17 protein-coding genes, 1 tRNA gene and 2 pseudogenes are annotated in these 20,034 nt (G+C 63.2%); 4 read left to right on the top strand and 16 right to left on the bottom strand.

The window, feature by feature from the left end; translation table 11 throughout:
- Positions 1–184: 184 nt before the first annotated feature.
- A complete protein-coding gene (locus ACIPG5_RS06755; RefSeq protein ID WP_401373921.1) occupies positions 185–1,693 on the bottom strand; it encodes a YdgA family protein in 1,509 nt (502 codons plus the stop codon).
- 552 nt (positions 1,694–2,245) lie between these two features.
- Between ACIPG5_RS06755 and ACIPG5_RS06760 the strand changes: the two genes are divergently transcribed.
- The 4 genes and pseudogenes from ACIPG5_RS06760 to ACIPG5_RS06775 all read left to right on the top strand — a co-directional run bounded on the left by ACIPG5_RS06760 (position 2,246) and on the right by ACIPG5_RS06775 (position 6,791).
- Positions 2,246–3,598, top strand: a complete 1,353-nt coding sequence (locus ACIPG5_RS06760; RefSeq protein ID WP_401373923.1) for an APC family permease — start codon at positions 2,246–2,248, stop codon at positions 3,596–3,598.
- A gap of 283 nt (positions 3,599–3,881) precedes the next feature.
- A pseudogene (locus tag ACIPG5_RS06765) lies at positions 3,882–4,871 on the top strand (HAMP domain-containing protein); the annotation flags it as partial.
- 102 nt (positions 4,872–4,973) lie between these two features.
- On the top strand, positions 4,974–5,729 hold the full coding sequence (locus tag ACIPG5_RS06770; protein ID WP_373874194.1) for a methyl-accepting chemotaxis protein: 756 nt from the start codon (positions 4,974–4,976) through the stop codon (positions 5,727–5,729).
- 102 nt (positions 5,730–5,831) lie between these two features.
- Positions 5,832–6,791 (top strand): cation diffusion facilitator family transporter, encoded by a 960-nt coding sequence (locus ACIPG5_RS06775; RefSeq protein WP_176518304.1) that lies wholly within the window; start codon positions 5,832–5,834, stop codon positions 6,789–6,791.
- Here the strand turns inward: ACIPG5_RS06775 and ACIPG5_RS06780 are convergent.
- The 15 genes and pseudogenes from ACIPG5_RS06780 to ybgC all read right to left on the bottom strand — a co-directional run bounded on the left by ACIPG5_RS06780 (position 6,763) and on the right by ybgC (position 19,991).
- Positions 6,763–7,674: a hypothetical protein gene (locus ACIPG5_RS06780; protein ID WP_401373925.1), complete on the bottom strand. Its 912-nt coding sequence runs from the start codon at positions 7,672–7,674 to the stop codon at positions 6,763–6,765. The genes ACIPG5_RS06775 and ACIPG5_RS06780 overlap by 29 nt on opposite strands.
- A 59-nt stretch (positions 7,675–7,733) precedes the next feature.
- Positions 7,734–9,755, bottom strand: a complete 2,022-nt coding sequence (locus ACIPG5_RS06785) for a YadA family autotransporter adhesin (RefSeq protein ID WP_401373927.1) — start codon at positions 9,753–9,755, stop codon at positions 7,734–7,736.
- A 2-nt stretch (positions 9,756–9,757) separates the two neighbouring features.
- Positions 9,758–11,611, bottom strand: coding sequence for a YadA family autotransporter adhesin (locus ACIPG5_RS06790; protein ID WP_401373929.1), 1,854 nt, complete (start codon positions 11,609–11,611; stop codon positions 9,758–9,760).
- Between the two features lie 93 nt (positions 11,612–11,704).
- Positions 11,705–11,935, bottom strand: a pseudogene (locus ACIPG5_RS06795) (hypothetical protein); the annotation flags it as partial.
- Positions 11,878–12,381: an ESPR-type extended signal peptide-containing protein gene (locus ACIPG5_RS06800; RefSeq protein ID WP_401373931.1), complete on the bottom strand. Its 504-nt coding sequence runs from the start codon at positions 12,379–12,381 to the stop codon at positions 11,878–11,880. The pseudogene ACIPG5_RS06795 and the gene ACIPG5_RS06800, both read right to left, overlap by 58 nt.
- 606 nt (positions 12,382–12,987) lie before the next feature.
- A tRNA-Lys gene (locus ACIPG5_RS06805) sits at positions 12,988–13,063 on the bottom strand.
- A 61-nt stretch (positions 13,064–13,124) separates the two neighbouring features.
- A complete protein-coding gene (queC, locus tag ACIPG5_RS06810) occupies positions 13,125–13,799 on the bottom strand; it encodes a 7-cyano-7-deazaguanine synthase QueC (RefSeq protein WP_176511598.1) in 675 nt (224 codons plus the stop codon).
- Between the two features lie 16 nt (positions 13,800–13,815).
- A complete protein-coding gene (gene queE, locus ACIPG5_RS06815; RefSeq protein ID WP_176511597.1) occupies positions 13,816–14,463 on the bottom strand; it encodes a 7-carboxy-7-deazaguanine synthase QueE in 648 nt (215 codons plus the stop codon).
- Positions 14,464–14,623: 160 nt separating this feature from the next.
- On the bottom strand, positions 14,624–15,439 hold the full coding sequence (gene ybgF, locus ACIPG5_RS06820; RefSeq protein ID WP_176511596.1) for a tol-pal system protein YbgF: 816 nt from the start codon (positions 15,437–15,439) through the stop codon (positions 14,624–14,626).
- 6 nt (positions 15,440–15,445) lie between these two features.
- Complete coding sequence (gene pal / locus ACIPG5_RS06825) at positions 15,446–15,943, bottom strand: peptidoglycan-associated lipoprotein Pal (protein ID WP_023381906.1); 498 nt, start codon at positions 15,941–15,943, stop codon at positions 15,446–15,448.
- 53 nt (positions 15,944–15,996) lie between these two features.
- The gene (gene tolB / locus ACIPG5_RS06830; RefSeq protein WP_371871921.1) at positions 15,997–17,268 is read right to left on the bottom strand and encodes a Tol-Pal system beta propeller repeat protein TolB; all 1,272 of its coding nucleotides are present in this window, start codon (positions 17,266–17,268) and stop codon (positions 15,997–15,999) included.
- Between the two features lie 26 nt (positions 17,269–17,294).
- Complete coding sequence (tolA, locus tag ACIPG5_RS06835) at positions 17,295–18,374, bottom strand: cell envelope integrity protein TolA (RefSeq protein ID WP_176511595.1); 1,080 nt, start codon at positions 18,372–18,374, stop codon at positions 17,295–17,297.
- The gene (gene tolR / locus ACIPG5_RS06840) at positions 18,374–18,826 is read right to left on the bottom strand and encodes a protein TolR (RefSeq protein WP_008090221.1); all 453 of its coding nucleotides are present in this window, start codon (positions 18,824–18,826) and stop codon (positions 18,374–18,376) included. Before tolR ends, tolA begins: the two co-directional genes overlap by 1 nt.
- 14 nt (positions 18,827–18,840) lie before the next feature.
- The gene (gene tolQ / locus ACIPG5_RS06845) at positions 18,841–19,536 is read right to left on the bottom strand and encodes a protein TolQ (RefSeq protein ID WP_010952367.1); all 696 of its coding nucleotides are present in this window, start codon (positions 19,534–19,536) and stop codon (positions 18,841–18,843) included.
- 2 nt (positions 19,537–19,538) lie between these two features.
- Complete coding sequence (gene ybgC, locus ACIPG5_RS06850; RefSeq protein WP_054902638.1) at positions 19,539–19,991, bottom strand: tol-pal system-associated acyl-CoA thioesterase; 453 nt, start codon at positions 19,989–19,991, stop codon at positions 19,539–19,541.
- Positions 19,992–20,034: the final 43 nt, after the last annotated feature.

Raw genomic sequence — 20,034 nt, forward strand, 5'->3', positions numbered from 1 at the left:
GGACGGCAGGCATGCCGCCACGGCCCTCTGCGGGCGCGGATTATTATCGGACGCCGAAGGCTACAGACAATCAAGGGATTTCTAAAGCGGTTTTTGTGTTGCCTGAAGGGCCCTATCGCCGGCAAGCCGGCTCCCGCAGGTGTTGCTGTGGGAGCCGGCTTGCCGGCGATAGGGCCTTTGCAGATCAACCCTGCGGCTGCATCGCCGCAAAGTGCGCCGCCAGGATCATGGCGAACTCCTCGACGGTCATCTTCTTGCCGTTGAAGTCGACCATGCCATCGGCATAGTGCAGGCTCGATACCACGTCGTTGCCCTGCACGGTGGCCATGCCGCTCTGCAGCGCCATCATGCCGACCATCTCACCGGCCTGGCTGGATTGCATGGCAATCGCCTGGGCGTCGGTCTGCCCTTCGAGCAAGGCCTGCAGGGTCGCCAGGTCGCCGATCATCGGCTTGGACAGCGAGAGCTTGCTCTTGACCTGGGTGATCAGCTGCTTGCCAAGCTGGTCGGGCGGCAGGTCGAAGGACGTCGGGCTGGCGAAGTCCATCGACAGGTTGAAGCGGCTTTCGCCATTGGCCGTCTTGAACGACAGGTTCTCCACCGCCACCTGCGGCTTGGACGCCAGCAACTGCTGCAGGTCGCCCTGGAACTTGGCCTTCTCGGCCTCGTCCATCTGGATTTGCGGCACGGGCTCGCCAGCGGCGGCAGCCGCCTCGAACTCCGGCAAGTGCGCCTGGTACCACTGCGACAACGCCTGCAGGGCCGGGGCATTGATCGACTTGATGCTCACCGCCAGCTGGCCACTGCCGACCGCGCGGCCGTCCCAGGTAATGTCCGCCACCTTGTAGTCCACGCGGCCACCCACGGTGCCCGGGCCATCGAGGGTCTGCAGGGCATTCTGCTCGATGCCCTTGAGCAACAGCACCTGTTGCTTGGGCCCCAGCGTGGCCTTGGCCTCGGCCAGCAGCAGGTCGACATTGCCGACATAGACCATGTCGTGCTCGGTAGCCGCCAGGTTGCCGCCAATCTTCAGGCCTTGCAGCTCGAAGGTTGCAGGCGGGTGGTCAGCGCCTACCAGCTTGATGTCCAAGCGCTCGGCAGCGCCATGGAATTTCGAGGCCTTGCCGTCCCGGTCGCCCGCAGCTTCCAGGTGCATGCCCGAAAAATCGACGCTGCTGCCGTTGCCGTCCTTGAAGTTGAACGGGGCCACCTGGACGACGCTGTCGACGCTGCCGCCGTAGCCCAGGCTGACCTGCGCAGTCACCGGTGGCTTGTCGCCCGTGGCGGCGAACCAGGGCGCGGTGAAGTCGTCTTTTTGCAGCACGCTGTTGCTGGTGGCCATCACCGGCATCAGCTTCAGGGCCTTGACCCGCGACCAGGGGAACGGGCCGTGTTCGATCTGGTCGGTGAGGCCGACCTCGAAGTTGACCGCTTCGCCATGGCCGACGTTGATGTCCTTGGCCTTGACGCGATACTGCGCGGTGCTGGTGAAGAAGTGCTGCTCGAGCCCGACCAGCTCGATGGTCACGCTGCCGCCGGTGCCGACCAGGGCCTTTTTCAGCTCGGCATTGCCCAGGCTCACGGAGTGTTCCAGCTCGGCAGGAAGCTGCTTGCCGGTGTACCAGGCGCCAGCGGTGGTTGCGACGGCAATGGCGATGGCCAGGCCGGAAAGGATGCCTACTGATTTCTTCATGAATTGAACCGATCGATGTCCATATGGGGTGGGCTTGCAGCCGGGCGGCCGCGCAGGTTGCAAAGGATATCACCGCACCCCTGGCGAAAGGATGGCCACTGCGACGAAATGGGTCGTTTCGGCGGCATCTTGCAGCCGTGTTCAGCACCGCCCTATTCGTTCAATTTTACGAACATTCGCATCGATCGAAATCGCAAAAAACCGCGCAAAAACCGAACATATCGGCCTTTTAACCGATAAATGTTTCAGTTTGGCAACATCTTGTCATGTTTAACTTGACACCCACCCGGCCATCGTTTTTTATTTTCACCACCTTGCCCAGCGCCACTCCACGAAGAAGAAAAGCCGCGCCGTCATGATGCCTCATCGCCCCTGCCCGCACGCTCCACCTTCCTAGCCCAGGCTCTGCCAGCTCGACAACGGCGCCTCGCCCGCGCCTACCTCTGCTCCAACAATAAAAGGTGAACAACATGGAGCCCACCCGCTCGCCCGCGCTGCACGCGCAATCCACTGCACCCGTCGTTCACGCCCAGCAGCAGGAGCCATGCCAGCATGCAGCCTGACCACAGCGCCACCGGCAACGGCCAACTCCGTAAAACCCTGCGCCTCTGGCACGTGATCATCATCGGCCTGGCCTACCTGACGCCGATGACCGTGTTCGACACCTTCGGCATCGTCTCCGGCATCACCTCCGGGCATGTGCCCAGCGCCTACATCCTGGCGCTGGCCGGCATCCTGTTCACCGCCGTGAGCTACGGCACCCTGGTGCGCCGCTTCCCGCAATCGGGGTCGGCCTATACCTACACCCAACGCGCGATCAACCCGCACGTGGGCTTCCTGGTCGGCTGGTCGTCGCTGCTCGACTACCTGCTGCTGCCGATGGTCAACGCCCTGCTGGCCAAGCTCTACCTGTCGGCCATGTTCCCTGAAGTGCCGGAGTGGATCTGGGTGGCCGGCTTCGTCACCCTGATCAGCCTGATCAACATGCGCAGCGTCAACCTGGTGGCGCATTTCAACCTGCTGTTCGTGGCGGTGCAGGTGGCGATCATCGCCGTGTTCATCTACCTCTGCGTGCGCGGCCTGGACCAGGGCGAAGGCCTGGGTACCACCTGGAGCCTGATCCCGTTTGCCGACGGCCAGACCCAGCTCAGCGCACTGGCCGCCGGGGCCACCATCCTGTGCTTCTCGTTCCTGGGCTTCGACGCCGTGACCTGCCTGTCGGAAGAAACCCAGAACCCTAGCAAGACCATTCCGCGGGCGATCTTCCTCACCGCGCTGATCGGCGGCTGCGTGTTCATCACCGTGTCGTACTTCATCCAGGCCTACTTCCCGACCATGACGCGCTTCCACGACCAGGAAGCCGCCCTGCCGGAAATCGCGCTGTATGTCGGCGGCAAACTGTTCCAGTCGATCTTCATCGCCTGCACCGTGATCAACACCATCGCCTCGGGCCTGGCCTCGCAGACCAGCGTTTCGCGCCTCTTGTACGTGATGGGCCGCGACAACGTGATTCCGGCCAGCATCTTTGCCCGCCTGCACTCGCGCTACAAAACGCCGGTGCTGAACATCGCGGTGGTCGGGCTGATCTCGCTGTCGGCGATCTTCTTCGACCTGGTGACCGCCACCTCGATCATCAACTTCGGCGCACTGGTGGCCTTCAGCTTCGTCAACCTGTCGGTGATCAACCACTGCTACCTGCGTGAAGGCCAGCGCCAAGGCTGGACCAACAAGCTCAAGTACCTGGTGTTGCCGACCATCGGCTTCTGCATCATCGTGTCGCTGTGGCTCGACCTGAACGCTCACTCGCTGTTGTTCGGCGGGGTCTGGGCGCTGGTTGGCGTGCTGTACCTGGCCTGGCTGACCAAAGCCTTCACCGCCGCGCCACCGAACTACGTTGCCGAATGACTTACGCCGCCCACAACGCCCGCTGACATGCGGGCGTTGTTCTTGATCGAAAAGGACTGCCCTCATGCCGCTGCGTCGCCTCTCCATCCAATGGAAGATCACCCTGCTCGCGGGCCTGTGCCTGCTGGCCATCGTCGCCTTGCTGGTTGCCACCTCGCTGACCCAGGCGCGCAGCAGCGCGGCGCTGGTCAGCCAGGCCAACAGCGAGATGCTCGATCACAGCGCCCGCCTGCGCCTGCAGGCCCACGCCGAAACCCAGGCGCTGCGCATCCAGCGCTACTTCATGGATGCCTACCAGTACGCCAACGGCTTCGCCCGCCTGGCACAGGTGCTGAAGGCGCGTGGCGGCAATGACCTGCGCGCCGAACTGACCCGCCAGGCCCACGCCAGCCTCGCCGGCAACCCGGACGTGATCGGCCTGTACCTGGTGTTCCAGCCCAACGCCCTGGACCACCAGGACAGCCAGTTCGTCGGCCAGGACAGCGCCGGCAGCAACGAAAGCGGGCGTTTCTCGCTGTACTGGTCGCAACCCAGCCCCGGCACCCTGGAGCTGGAAGCCATGCCCGAATCGATGCTCAACGATGCGAGCCTAGGCACCAATGGCGCGCCCAAGAACCGCTGGCTGACCTGCCCCCTGGAAACGGCCAGGGCCTGCGTGCTCGAGCCCTACCTGGATGAGGTCAATGGCCACCAGGTGCTGATGACCAGCATTGCCCTGCCGCTTTTGGAGAACGGCAAGGTGGTCGGCGTGGTCGGCCTGGACATCGGCCTGGACAACCTGCAGCAGCTGAGCCTGCAAGGCCGCCAGGACCTGTTCGACGGCCAGGGCCAGGTCAGCATCGTCAGCGCCAGCGGCCTGCTCGCCGGCAACAGCCGCGACAGCGCCAAGCTCGGCGCGCCGCTGGACCAGGCCGTGGCCAACGGCGTGCTGCGCGTGGCCCGGCCGTTCTCGCCAATCCCCGACGCCGCCCCTTGGCAAGTGCTGCTGGAACTGCCAGAGGCCGTGCTGCAGGCCCCTGCGGTGGCCCTCAACCAACGCCTGGACGCGCACAACCAGAGCGCCAACCTGACCGGCCTGCTGATCGGCCTGGGCGCGGCGGTAGTCGGCCTGCTGCTGGTCTGGCTGACTGCCCGTGGCGTGACCCGGCCGATCCTCGCCGTGGCCGCACGGCTCAAGGACATCGCCAGCGGCGAAGGCGACCTCACCCGTCGCCTGGACTACGCCCGCGACGACGAACTGGGCCAGCTCAGCGGCTGGTTCAACCGCTTCCTCGACAAACTGCAGCCGGTGATTGCCCAGGTCAAAGGCTCGCTGCACGAAGCCCGCGGCACCGCCGACCAGTCCGCCGCCATCGCCAGCCAGACCAGCAGCGGCATGCAGCAGCAACAACGCGAGATCGAGCAGGTGGCCACCGCCGCCAACGAGATGAGCGCCACCGCCCAGGACGTCGCCCACAATGCCGCGCAAGCGGCCCAGGCAGCGCGGGGCGCCGACCAGGCCAGCCGCGAAGGCCTGCAACTGATCGCCAGCACCCGCCAGGCCATCGACCAGCTGGCGGCCGGCATGAACACCGCCATGGACGAAGCCCGCGCTCTGGAAAACCGCAGCGAGCAGATCGGCTCGGTCCTGGAGGTGATCCGCGCCATTGCCGAGCAGACCAACCTGCTGGCGCTCAACGCCGCGATCGAAGCCGCCCGCGCTGGCGAGGCCGGGCGTGGCTTTGCCGTGGTCGCCGACGAAGTGCGCAGCCTGGCCCAGCGCACCCAGGTGTCGGTGGAAGAGATTCGCCAGGTGATCGAAGGCCTGCAGCAAGGCACCCAGGATGTGGTCGGCGCCATGCATGATGGCCAGCGCCAGGCCCAGGCCAGTGCAACGCGCATGGAGCAGGCGCTGCCGGCGCTGCAGCGCATTGGCGAGGCGGTGACGGTGATCAGTGACATGAACCTGCAGATTGCTTCGGCGGCCGAAGAACAGAGCGCGGTGGCCGAAGAAGTGAACCGCAACGTGGCCGGCATCCGCGATGTGACAGAATCGCTGTCGGGCCAGGCCGATGAATCCGCGCGGATCAGCCAGGCCTTGAACCGCTTGGCCAATCAGCAGCAAGCTTTGATGGAACAGTTCCGCGTCTAGTCTGTAATGGCCCTATCGCCGGCAAGCCGGCTCCCACAGGCACCCCCGCGGGATTCGATAGGGCCTGCACAGGCAACCCACTTTCTGAAATGAGTTCTACCCATGCAATCCCCCAACAAACCACCCTTCTTCGACATCACCAGCGAACAGGGCCTTTTACGCACCTCGATCGCCGTCACCCTGTTCATCGCCACCATCGGCATCGCCTTCGGCCTGGCCTCGGGTTCGTTCTCGATCGTCTTCGACGGCGTCTACTCGCTGGTCGACGCCAGCATGAGCGGCCTGTCGCTGGTGGTGGTCAAGCTGATCACCTCGCACGCCACCAGCCTGCAGCTGTCGCGCAAGCTGCGCGAGCGCTTCACCATGGGCTTCTGGCACCTGGAGCCGATGGTGCTGGCGCTCAACGGCATCCTGCTCAGCGGCGTGGCCATCTACGCGCTGATCAACGCCGTCAGCAGCCTGCTCGAAGGCGGCCGCCACCTGGAGTTCGGCATCGCGATGATCTACGCGGTGCTGACGGTGATCGCCTGCGCCACCATCGCCGTGGTGGAAAACCGCGCCAACCGCAAGCTCAAATCCGACTTCGTGCGCATGGACGTCAAGGGCTGGATCATGTCGGCCAGCATCACCGCGGCCTTGCTGATCGCCTTCTGCTTTGGCTATGCGGTGCAGGGCACCTCGCTGGAATGGGTGTCGCCGTACATCGACCCGGCGGTACTGGCGCTGGTGTGCCTGGTGATCATCCCGCTGCCACTGTCGGTGGTGCGCCAGGCCATGTCGGAAATCTTCCTGGTGACCCCTGGCGACCTCAAGCAGCACGTCGACGAAGTATCACGCGCGTTCGTCAGCAAGCACGGGTTGCAGTCGTACCGGGCCTACGTGGCCAAGGTCGGGCGCTCGCGGGAGATCGAGCTGTATTTCATCGTGCCCAAGAGCATGGGCGCCAAGTCCATCGACGAGTGGGACGCGCTGCGCAACGAGATTGGCGACGCCGTGGGTGGCGAAGGGCCGGATCGCTGGATCACCGTGGTGTTCACCGGTGATCCTGAGTGGGCCGAGTAACCGCAAGGCCGGCCACCTCGCTTGAAAACAACTGCGCCTTGACCTCGTAGCGCTTGCCCAGGATTTCGCCCATGCCGAGCCAGTTCACGCCTTCGTAGGTCAGGCGCACACTGCCGCCGTCCAGGGTGAACGCGTAACCGCCATCAGAAATGAACCGGTAGCCCTGGGCGTTCACCGCGAGCAGCCGGTAGCCATTGGCCGAAGGCGAGTAAAGCGCCTGGACCCGCTTCAGGTAATGCGGGGCCATTGCGCCGAACATCGATTTCACCGACCGCGCGTAGTCATCCAGGGGCAGGCCTTCATAGCGCTCCAGGGCACCTGCGATCAGCGCGAAATATTCGGCATTGGCACGTGCGATGGACATCTTCACCGCCAGCAGCGTCATCAGCTTCTGGTTGTCCACGGCCTCGCCGTCGGGGGTTGCCCCCGCCTTCGCCTTGCCAACCGTGCCTGGCACCCGGACGGTGTAATCGGCCGGATCAAGCGGCGTGAAGACGCTGGCGGCGACATAACTGGCGCACGCCAACTGGCGGCCGGGCTGGTCATCATTGACCAGCATCGAAAGCGGATGGCCATTGGCAGGGATTGCCCCTGGTTTGAGCCCATCCTGCTCCAGGCTTCGCCAGATCTGCTCCTGGCTCACCTCGCCGCGGGCCAGCAGGCACACGCGCTGGATGACCGACTCATCGAACGTCGCATCCAGCTTCGGCGCCATCGACTTGACCGCACTCTGCACGATGGGCAGGGCGGGCACCGACGTGGTGTGCTGCGTGAGCAGCGTGGGCTTGGCGGAACCAAGCGGGCCAACAAGCTGATCGCAACCGGGCAGTGCCGCCAGGGCGATCAGGGCCAGCGCAAAGCGTGCAGGTAGTTTCACATTCATGCTCCTCATGAACCTGGCGGCGCTTGGCCGCCAGGTGTCCATCGCCGTGTGCTGTCGCTTCAGAACTGGTAGCCAACGCCAATGCCCACGCCCATGTCATTGCGCGAGTTGGTATTGAGCTGCGCCTTGGTGACCCAGCGGCCATTGCCCGACAGGTACGAAACGCCCAGCGCGACAGCCGATTGCCCGCGATAGCCAGCCCCGCCCAGCGCCACCATGCTCGCACCCGGGGAGTACGATTGCGGCAGGCTGGCCATGGCCATGGCCCCGGCGATACCTGCGCTGAGTACATCGTCCTGGCGCTTGAGGTCGTGCTTGAGCTCGCTGAAGCGGCTATCGGTGTAGGCATTGGCATCCTGGGTGATGTTGGCCAGGCTGCTGGTGAGCTGCCCCAGGTTGACCGCATCGGTATCGCTGGTAGCCGCCGCGACGTTGGTCACCTGCCGCTCGTTACCGACACTGCCGACCGACACACTGTTCGCGCGGTTGGTGCTGGAGTTGGCGCCGAGCGCCAGCGAGTTGTCATGGCTGGCAGTGGCGCCATTGCCAACCGCCGTGGCATTGCTGGCGGTGGCAGCAGCACCATTGCCAATGGCGCTGGCGTTGTCGCCCGAAGCGCTGGCGCCCGCGCCAGCGGCCAAGCTGTCACCCCCCGTGGCTTTGGGCGCCGGTCGCGACTTGCTGTTGTTGACCTGGGCCATCCCGGCCTTGCCCTGCTCGAGGTCGTTCAAACGGTTATCGGCCACCGTCACCGAGTTGTTGATCGAGCTGATCGAGTTGTCGGTGTACTGCTTCGACTGCGCCACAGCGCCGTCGAGTTGCCGCAGGTTGACCGCATCATTGGCCTCCTTGCCGTCGGCCAGGTTGCTCAAGGTACGGGTCTCACCGGTGGCTGCATTGCCGATCGAAACCGTCCCCACCGGGTTGTTGCTGGCGTCGGAATATTTCCCGGTATAACTCTGCGCACCGCGCCCACCATCGCTGGCACCGGCCCCCAGGGCTACGCTGCCTGCGGCCTGGGCTTGCGCGCCATCGCCCATGGCGATGGCTTTGGCGCCACTTGCGACAGCGTCATGACCGGCTGCCAGCGCCTGGTCGCCAGCGGCAACTGCACCACCGCCCATGGCCGTGGCGTCGGCCCCGTTCGCCTGTGCCGCGGCCGCGGTAGAGTTGCTTTTGAAGTACGGCGAAGCCGCCCCTGGGCCACCGCTGTTCACGGTGTTTTCCAGGATGTTCAGGCGCGAGGTGACATTGCGCACCGAGTTGCCCATGCCATCGACACTGGTGTTGGTTGCGAACAACTGGCTGCCGTTGACGGCATCGGTGCTGTCGGCGCTGATACGCCCTGCCGCGACATGGGTGAGCTGCCGTTCGGCGCCCAGGCTGCCGATACTGAACACCCCCACCGGCGCCCCACCCGCATAGGTGTACTGCAGGGTATCCAGCATGCCGCCCAGCACGGGCACGGCGGCTTCGGTGGTCGAGCCACTGCCGATCGCGACCGAGTTGGCCTCGCTGGCGTTGGCGCCATTGCCGATGGCCACCGCGTTGGTTGCCGAGGCAGCGGCTGCCGGGCCGGCGGCCAGGCTGTCGGTGCCAGTGGCCGCACTGTCCACCTGGGTCGAGTTGCTGTGGAAGTACTTGATGCCCGCGCCGTTGTTGACCACGTTGTCGAAGCTGTTGCCCAGGTTGGTGACGGTATTGCCCAGGTTGGTCACCGTGCTGCCAATCCCACCCACGGTAGTGTCCAGGCCGGACATCGCCAGGCCCAGGTCATCGACGGCCTGGTTGGTGGCAAACAGCTGGCTGCCGTTGACCGCATCGGTGCTGGCCGCGCTCAGCTGGCCAGCCGCGACATTGGTCACCTGCCGCTCGGCGCCCACGCTGCCGACGCTGAGCACACCGGTCGGTGCGGCGCCGGCAAAGGTGTAGGCCGTGCCGTTCAGCGAGCCACCCGCTACTGCGACCGCCGCAGCCGTGGTAGCGCCACTGCCGATGGCCACGGAGTTGGCATCGCTGGCCGTGGCACCATTGCCCAAAGCGACGCTATTGGCCGCCGTGGCGCTTGCAACCGGCCCCATGGCTACGCTGTCGGCGCCGGTGGCGCTGCTGTCGGCCAGGGTCGAGTTGCTGTGGAAGTATTTGTACCGGCGCCGTTGTTGACCACGTCGTCGAAGCTGTTGCCCAGGTTGGTGACCGTGGTTCCAAGGTTGGTCACGGTGGTACCCAGGTTGGTCACCGTATTGCCAAGGTTAGTCACCGTCGAACCGATCCCACCCAAAGTGGTGTCCATGCCGGAGACCGCCAAGCCCAGATCGTCGACTGCCCGATTGGTGGCAAACAGCTGGCTGCCGTTGACCCCATCGGTGCTGGTAGCGCTCAGCTGGCCAGCCGCGACATTGGTCAACTGCCGCTCGGCTCCCACGCTGCCGACACTGAGCACACCGGTCGGCGCTGCGCCGGCAAAAGTGTAAGCCGTGCCATTGACCAGGCCACCCGCTACCGCGACTGCCGCGGACGTGGTGGCACCGCTGCCGAGGGCCACGGAGTTGGCATCACTGGCCGTGGCACCATTGCCCAAGGCGACGCTATTGACCGCCGTGGCGCTGGCAACCGGCCCCATGGCAACGCTGTCGGCGCCTGTGGCGCTGCTGTCGGCCAGGGTCGAGTTGCTGTGGAAGTATTTGATACCGGCGCCGTTGTTGACCACGTCGTCGAAGCTGTTGCCCAGGTTGGTGACCGTGGTGCCCAGGTTGGTCACTGTCGAACCGAGATTGGTCACCGTCGTACCGAGGCCACTTACCGTGGTGTCCAGGCCCGTGACTGTCGCCCCCAGGTCATCGACAGCCTGGTTGGTGGCGAACAGCTGGCTGCCGTTGACGGCGTCGGTGCTGGCAGCGCTCAACTGGCCGGCCGCGACATTGGTCACCTGCCGCTCGGCGCCCACGCTGCCGACGCTGAGTACACCGGTCGGCGCGGCACCGGCAAAGGTGTAGGCCGTGCCATTGACCGAGCCGCCCGCCACTGCGACCGCCGCAGAGGTGGTGGCGCCGCTGCCCAGGGCCACGGAGTTGGCATCACTGGCCGTGGCACCGTTGCCCAACGCGACGGTATTGGCCGCCGTGGCGCTGGCAACCGGCCCCATGGCTACGCTGTCGGTGCCGGTGGCGCTGCTGTCGGCCAAGGCCGAGTTGCTGTGGAAGTACTTGATCCCCGAACCACCGTTGACCACGTTGTTGAAGCTGTTGCCCAGGTTGGTCACTGTGGTGTCCAGGCCATCTACCCGAGTGTCGATACCCGTGACGGTTGCGCCCAGGTCATCGACTGCCTGATTGGTGGCAAACAGCTGGCTGCCGTTGATGGCATCGGTGCTGGCAGCGCTCAACTGGCCGGCCGCGACATTGGTCACCTGCCGCTCGGCGCCCACGTTGCCGACGCTGAGCACACCGGTCGGTGCGGCGCCGGCAAAGGTGTAGGCCGTGCCATTGACCGAGCCTCCCGCCACTGCGACTGCCGCAGACGTGGTGGCGCCGCTGCCGAGGGCCACGGAGTTGGCATCACTGGCCGTGGCACCGTTGCCCAACGCGACGGTATTGGCCGCCGTGGCGCTGGCAACCGGCCCAATGGCTACACTGTCGGCGCCGGTGGCGTCGCTGTCGGCCAAGGTCGAGTTGCTGTGGAAGTACTTGATACCGGCGCCGTTGTTGACCACGTTGTTGAAGCTGGTGCCCAGGTTGGTGACCGTGGTCCCGAGGTTGGTAACTGTCGTGCCCAGGTTGGTCACCGTCGAGCCAATGCCGGTGACCGTTGCACCCAGGGTATTGACAGCCTGGTTGGTGGCGAACAGCTGGCTGCCGTTGATGGCATCGGTACTGGCAGCACTCAACTGGCCGGCCGCGACGTTGATCACCTGCCGCTCGGCGCCTGCAATCCCCATGCTCACCACACCCGTTGGGGTGGCACCGGCGAACGTGAATGGGGTGCCATTGACGGTGCCGCCAGCGACGGCGACCGCCGCTCTGGTCGTTGCACCGTTGCCCAGAGCAACAGAGTTGACAGTACTTGCAGTGGCCCCATCGCCCAGGGCAAGACCAAAGTTGGCAGTGCCTCTGGCGCCTCGGCCGAGGGCGATGGCAGAAGTGGCGCTGACGTTGCTCTGCCCACCGATAGCAATACCATCGACACCGCTGGCGCTCGCTGCTGCTACGCCGTTGCGGCCGATTGACAGCGCGCCCGCTGCCGCTGCACTCGATCCCCCAATGCGGTGGCATTGGCCGCAGTCACGCGGCTGTTCTGCCCGAGCGCTACCGAAGCCACCGAGTTGATGTCGGCGCTTGCGTTCTGCCCGAGCGCAGTTGACCCATCGGCGAGCGCCTTGCTTTGCCGGCCTATCGCGACCGAGTTCACCCCTGTCGAGTTGGCCGCATCACCAATGGCGACACCGAAGTTGGAAGCCGTCGCACCGCTGCCAGCACCAATTGCAATTGAAAATGCCCCGCAGGTAGTAGTACCGGCAGATCCATCGCCGATCTGACCTAATTCCATACATGTACCGGCCAATGCCGATTCCGTAGTACCCGCCAAGGCAACCAACACAGAAAGCATTATTAATCTAGATAAACTTACGCGTTTACGCGCCACTAACTCCGACACCGCCACCCAGGTTTGGGAAGCCACGTTCCAAATAACTGCATATGTCTTGTTCATCAATAGCACTCCTGTGAAGTTTTATACCTGCGCACAGCACGTCCGTGGCTTGAATACCTTCTAACTATTTGATCCGGCCCAGCGGGCCGGCCGGGCGGGCTTGCCGTAGGCGGCTGCGCGGCGGCTAGAAGGCTGAAACAGGCCTTTGATGAGTCGAGCAATTGAAGTGTCGGGCGAGGTTCATGTCACCGATGGAAAACGCGCTTTAACGAAACGTAAACTTAACGACATATTTCTTTTAATTAACCACCTCTCAAACATTCAGGCATGAGCAGATCATAGCCACTACCCGAGAGGAATCTACTGTTAAAAATACTAGTTTTACGGACACAACTAAGCGTGTGACGCCGGCGCTGAAACGTGTGAGCAACCACTTTTTTCCAACCGATTAAATTAAAACCTGCGCGGAAACTGACGCTTAATTAAAAGCTTGGCTGATTTCGATTATTTTTAATAAGTAGACTTTAAAGTCGCTCAGGCCAAAAAAGGCCCGCTGCAGAGAAGGGAGGCATTCATGGATGACTGTGCAGCGTCTGCACGGGTGACGATCGGCAAAACGAAAAAGCCCGCCACCGTTTCCGGTAGCGGGCTTTGACTTACTGCGTATGGTGGGTCGTGTAGGATTCGAACCTACGACCAATTGGTTAAAAGCCAACTGCTCTACCAACTGAGCTAACGACCCGTTGGATGGCGCGTATAATACTGATTTCTAACGGGAAATCAACACCCCATCGTAAAATTTTTCAAAAATATCGGGTTGGGTCTGCTACACCGGCGGCCTTGAAGCCGTCGGCGCGCAGGCGGCAGCTGTCGCACTTGCCACAGGCACGGCCTTCGTCGTCGGCCTGGTAGCAGGAAACGGTCAGGCTGTAGTCGACACCCCGGGCCATGCCCGCCTGCACGATCTGCGCCTTGCTCAGGTTCTGCAGCGGCGCCTGGATGCTAAAGCCCTGCCCTTCGACGCCGGCCTTGGTGGCCAGGTTGGCCATGCGCTCGAACGCTTCGACGAACTCCGGGCGGCAATCCGGGTAGCCGGAGTAGTCCACGGCGTTGACACCGATGAAGATGTCGCGCGCTTGCAGCACTTCAGCCCAGCCCAAGGCCAGGGACAGGAACACGGTATTGCGAGCCGGCACGTAAGTGACCGGAATACCCTCGCCGGGAGCTTCCGGCACGTCGATGCTGGTGTCGGTCAGGGCCGAGCCACCGATACCATCGAGGTTCAGGCCAATCACCTTGTGCTCGACCACGCCCAGGTCGCGGGCGACACGGGCGGCGGCGTTGAGCTCGGCCCGGTGGCGCTGGCCGTAGTCGAAGCTCATGGTGTAGCAGCTGTAGCCTTCGGCCTTGGCCATGGCAACCACGGTGGCCGAGTCGAGGCCGCCAGACAGCAGGATTACCGCGCGTTTTTCAGTCATGTGCTCTTACTCTCTATCAGCGTCCGGGTTCGTCGTTCCACAGCAGCTTGTGCAGCTGCAACTGGAAACGCACGGGCAGGTTGTCGGCTACGATCCAGTCAGCCAGGTCGCTGGCCTTCACCTGGTGATGGCTGGGCGAGAACAGCACCTCGCCCGCACGCTCGGCGAGGTTGTACTGGATCAGCTTGGACACTGCCCAGTCGTAGTCCTCGCGCGAACAGATGACGAACTTGACCTGGTCGTTGCGGGTCAGGTGCTCGATGTTCTCGTACAGATTGCGATGGGATTCTTCGGAGCCTGGGGTCTTGAGGTCGACCACGCGGCTGACGCGCACGTCGGTTGCCGAGATATCCAGGGCGCCGCTGGTTTCCAGCGAAACCTCGTAGCCGGCATCGCACAGGCGCTGCAGCAGCGGCAAGGCATTCGGCTGGGCCAAAGGCTCGCCACCGGTGACGCAGACGTAGCGCGGCTTGAAGCCCGCCACCTGCTCCAGGATCGAGTCGAGGGTGCGCACGGTGCCGCCACTGAAGGCGTAGGCACTGTCGCAGTACTGGCAGCGCAGGGGGCAACCGGTCAGGCGCACGAATACCGTGGGCAGCCCAGCCGTTCGTGTTTCACCCTGCAACGAGTAAAAGACTTCGGTGATGCGTAATGTGTCTTGCATGATCGCCACGGGCGTGACAGCTAAACAGGCTGTCCGCCTCCGTCAGGCACTGCAGCGGACTCGACAAGGCGTTATCCGCAGCAGCGTGTTTAGGAAAAAAGGGCACTGATTCTAACGAAAAAACCCGCGGCGAGCGCGGGTTTCTTTCCAACGGTACAGCTCAGAGCTTCTGCAGGTCGCGTTGCGCCAGTTGCGCGGCAGAGGTGCCGGGGTACTGGGTGATGACTTGCTGCAGGATACCCTTGACCTTGTCGGTGTGGCCCATGCGGCGCTCGACGTCGGCCAGCTTGTACAGGGAGTCCGGTACCTTGCTGTGCTTGGGGTACTTCTGGCTGACCTGGGCGAACGCCTGGCTGGCACCTTGCAGGTCACCCTTGGCCAGGTTCACCTCACCCAGCCAGTACTGGGCATTGCCGGCGTACTGGCTGTTCGGGTACTTGCGCAGGAAGGCATTGAACGCCTGGCTGGCCTTGTCGAAGTCCTTCTGCTTGATCAGGTCGAAAGCCGCGTCGTAGTAGAGCTTCTCTTTCGCCGGATCGCCCGGCTCGCTGTTGGCGGCCGGTTGTTGTGCAGCAGCGCCTGCGGCGCCGGCTGCGGCACCGGCGGCAGCATCGGGAGCTGCACCGGTGGAGGAATTATCGGGGGTCGCGGCAGGCGCGCCACCACTGTTGATGCGACGGTCCAGATCCTGGTAACGCTCCAGGTTCTCCTGCTTCATGCGGGCGACATCGTTCTGCAACTCTTCGATGATGCCTTGCTGGCGGGAAATCTGATCCTGCATCTGTTGCAGCTGCATGAACAGCTGGCCCTGTGCCGAGGCAGGGGTCGAAGCCCCTGCCCCGGCATAGGCGCCGCTCGTGCCATAACCCGAAGGTGGGTAAGCACCTCCGTTGTCATCTACTACAGGAACCGCAGCCCACGCTGAAAGCGGAAGGCTGAGTGCGAGGACGGTTACAGCACGACGGCACATACGCATGAGAACTTACTTACGCAGTTCTACGCGACGGTTTTGAGCCCAGGACTGCTCGTCGTTGCCGGTAGCAACTGGACGCTCTTCGCCGTAGGAAACCAGTTCCAGCTGAGCAGGGGAAACGCCCTGCAGAACCAGGTAGCGCTGAACGGCCTTGGCACGACGCTCACCCAGAGCCATGTTGTACTCGCGGGTGCCGCGCTCGTCGGTGTTGCCTTCCAGAACAACGCGGTTGCCGTTGGCTTTCAGGTCCTTGGCGTGAACGTCCAGAGCGCGCATGGCTTCTGGCTTCAGGTCCGAGCTGTCGTATTCGAAGTAGAAGGTGGTGATTGCGCGCAGAGCTGCTTCTTCGCTCAGGGAGCCGTCAACAGCACCGGTGTTGGCGCCGTAACCAGCGTTCGGATCAACAGCGCCTTCACCAGCGTTGTCACCGCCTTTCGAGGAGCAACCTACAGCTACGGCCATGGCCAGAGCCAGCGCAGCAAATTTACCAAACTTCAGCATTTCCATCGTGAAACTCCTAATGAAACCCCAGTGTGTTAAGCAAAAGTATTACGCCGCAATCAGTTCAGGTAAGGGGACCAGGACGGTTCTCTGACTTCGCCTTGAGCGGTAGGAAGTGGGAGCCTCACGCGGCCATTAAGCGACACGAGCATCAAGACTCCCCGGCCCTGCTGGCGGGTGGCGTAGATTAGCATGGTGCCGTTTGGCGCAACAGTGGGAGACTCATCAAGACTTGTTTCAGACAGAATCTTTACACTTCCGCGCTGCAAGTCTTGTGCCGCCACTTTGAAGTTGGTGAAACCCTGCTGGCGATGGATCATCACCAGGGTCTTTTCATCCGCCGAAAGTTTCGGGTTGGCGTTGTAGTTGCCCACGAACGTCACGCGCTCGGCGCCACCACCGCTGACCGACTGTTTGTAGATCTGCGGCTTGCCGCCACGGTCGGAGGTGAAGTACAGGGTGTTGCCATCCTTGCCCCAGAACGGCTCGGTATTGATACCGGGGCCGGCGGTGACACGGCTGATCTGGCGCGAAGCCACGTTCATCACGTAGATGTCCGGGTTGCCGTCCTTGGACAGCACGAACGCCAGGCGCGAACCATCAGGCGACCAGGCCGGCGCACCGTTCAGGCCCTCGAAGTTGGTGACCTGCTCGCGGCGACCGGTATCGATGTGCTGGATGAAGATGCGTGGGCGCTTCTGCTCGAACGAGACATAGGCGATACGCTTGCCATCCGGGGCGAAACGCGGCGACAGGATCGGCTCGCGCGACTGCAGCAGGGTCACTGCACGGGCACCGTCGTAGTCCGAACGCTGCAGGGTGTAGCGGGTGTTGTTGGTCGAGAAGCGCTCGGCGGTCACGTACAGCATGCGGGTGGAGAACGCACCCTTGATGCCGGTGAGCTTCTCGAACGACTGGTCGGCGATGTAGTGCGACATGTCGCGCAGCTGGTCAGCGGTGCCCGCGACGCTACCGGTCAGCACTTGCTGCTCGGTGGCGACGTTGAACAGCGCGTACTGCACCTGCAGGCGGCCGCCCGACGGCACGATGCTGCCGACCATCACGTACTGGGCGCCGAGGGCTTTCCAGTCACGGAAGATGACTTCGCTGGCCTGGGTCGGCTGGCTGATCATGTTCTGGCGCGGAATCGGCGAATAGTAGCCCGAGTTGCGCAGGTCGTTGCCGATGATGTCGGCCATGTCTTCCGGCAGTACGCTGCCACCCTGCAGACCGAACGGCACTACCGCGATGGGCGTGGCCCGATCGCTGCCGCTGGTGACCAGGATGTTCTTTTCCTCTGCCATGGCCATGCCAGCCACGCAGCAGAGCATGACCAGCATTCCTCGAAGGAGTTTAATCACAACGCTAGATCCTCAGGTGTAAATGTCATCTTGAACGAACGATAACGATTGAAATCGCTCGGTTTCATACCCTGCATTTCAGTCAGGCGACCAATGTTCTTGACCGCAGCCACCGCCGAACTGTCAAACGGACCGTCACCACTGGAACGGGTCACGCTGACACCGGTGATGGTGCCGTCCGGCAACATGCTTACCTGCAGGGTCACCGTCATGCCCTTGCGCGCGGAAGGCGGTCGTGCCCAGCCCTCGGCCGCGCGCATGCGGATCAGGTCGTCGAAGTCGCCGGCCACCTGGTCACCCTGCTCGTCGGCCAGGGCCTGCTGCCGTTCGGTGGTGTCGGACAAGAGCTCGGCCAGGGCCTGGGCTTTCTTGTCTTCCGCCGCCTTGCGGGCCGCTTCCTGTGCCTTTTTCTTCTGGGCGTCTGCAGCGGCCTTTTTCTTGGCCTCTTCAGCTGCCTTCTTCTTCGCTTCCTCGGCCGCCGCGGCTTTCTTCTTGGCGTCCTCGGCTGCTTTCTTCTTCGCGTCCTCGGCGGCCTTTTTCTTGGCTTCCTCGGCAGCTTGTTTCTTGGCTTCTTCCTCGGCCTGTTTCTTGGCCTCTTCTTCAGCCTTCTTCTTGGCGATGTCGGCCTGCTGCTTCTCGGCGGCCTTCTTCGCCTCCTCGGCCTTCTTGGACTCCGCGGCTTTCTTGGCTTCGGCGGCCTTGGCGGCCTCTTCGGCCTTTTTCGCCTCGGCGGCTTCGCGGGCTTCCTCGGCCTTTTGAGCGGCGTCGGCTTTCTTTTGTTCCGCGGCCTTGACGGCCTCCTGCTCTACCTTCTTCTGCTCCAGCTGCTCGACTTCGGTCTGGCGCGAGGCGGTTTTCTTCGCCTCCCCGGCAATCTTCTGATTGGTCTGGGTGGTCGCCTGGCTCTTGGACTTGAGCTGGTACAGAGTAGCCTGAACGATCGGCTTGGAAGGCGGCAGCTCTGGCGTCATGGCAAAACTGACGAACAGCAGCGCGAACACCAGCACATGCAGGCCGATGGCCCAGACACTGGGCCAGAAGTAGCTTTCCGAGGCGGATGGCTCTCGCTGTTGCATCAGGGCGCCTCGGTAATCAGGCCAACGTTACCGACACCGGCCTTCTGCAACCCGCCCATGGCACCCATGACCGCGCCGTAGTCGACAGCCTTGTCGCCACGAATGAAGACCTGGGTCTGCTTGCCCTGGTCGCGACCGGCAGCGATGATCTTGGTCACCGCGCTGGTCATATCGGGCAAGGTCATGGCCTTGTCCATCTGTTTGTCGGTATCGACTTCGCTGCCAAGGTTCCAGTAGTAGGTCTTGTCGGCCTTGATCGAAATGGTGAGGATCTGGACGTTGTTGTCCTGCGGCAAGGCTTCGCTGGAAACCTTGGGCAGGTCGACCTTCACGCCCTGGTTGAGCATGGGGGCCGTCACCATGAAGATGACCAGCAGCACCAGCATCACGTCGATGTAGGGCACCACGTTCATCTCGGCGACCGGCTTGCGTTTGTGGCGAACTCGGGCCATGGGCTTCTACCTGATTACTCTTCGCTGGTGTGCACTTTGCGGTGCAGGATCGCCTGGAACTCGTCGGCGAAGGTGTAGTAACGGCCGATCAGCACTTCGCTGCGAGCAGCGAAACGGTTGTAGGCGATGACCGCAGGGATGGCCGCGAACAGGCCGATGGCGGTGGCGATCAGCGCTTCGGCGATACCCGGTGCAACGGTGGCCAGGGTGGCCTGCTGGGCGCTGGCCAGGCCGCGGAAGGAGTTCATGATGCCCCAGACGGTACCGAACAGGCCGATGTACGGGCTGGTGGAACCGACGGTGGCCAGGAACGGCAGGCTTTGCTCGAGCTTTTCTTCCTCGCGCGAGATGGCCACGCGCATGGCACGGCCAACACCTTCCATGACGGCATCAGGGTCGACGCCCGGCTGCTGGCGCAGGCGCGAGAATTCCTTGAAGCCGGCACGGAAGACCTGCTCCACACCCGAATCCGGGTCCGGGTTGCTGCCTGCCTGACGGTACAGCTTGGACAGGTCGATACCCGACCAGAAGCGTTCCTCGAAGGCATCCAGCGCACGACGACCGGCGCGCAGCATGGTGCTGCGCTGAAAGATCATGATCCATGAAGTGACCGAGGCGGCCACCAGGGTCAGCATTACCAGCTGTACCACCACGCTGGCATTGCTGACCAGACTCCACATGGAGGTATGGTCGACGACGTTAGCTTCCACGCTTATTCTCCTGCGTTCGATTGAGTACCCGAGCCGTCTGCCACAAAGGCGTCGCGCAGCTCCGGGGGTATGGCTCGGGGTTTGAAAGTGTCGGCGCGTACGGCGGCCACCAGGAACTGCCCTTCGCAGAGCAGCGTTTCATCCTTTTCTCGCCAGACCTGCTGCACGAAACGCAGGCTGGCGCGATTGAGTTCAAGTACTTGCGCGGTCACCCGGAGTTCATCGTCCAGGCGCGCCGGCGCGTGATAGCGCGCTTCGCTGGAGTGGACCACGAACAACAGGTTCTCCCCGGCCAGTTGCTGCTGGGAAAAGCCCAGGTGCCGCAGCCGCTCGGTACGCGCGCGCTCCATGAATTTCAGGTAGTTGACGTAATACACCACGCCACCGGCATCGGTATCTTCGTAATAGACGCGACAACGGTGTGCGAAAGGTTCAAGGCCATTTTGCGCGCGCATACTCTAGTGCTTACTCCTCAGCTTGCCAATCCGCTGCGGCAAC

Origin of the sequence: Pseudomonas sp. NPDC087029, assembly GCF_044745345.1 — a bacterium.
GTDB lineage: Bacteria > Pseudomonadota > Gammaproteobacteria > Pseudomonadales > Pseudomonadaceae > Aquipseudomonas > Aquipseudomonas faucium.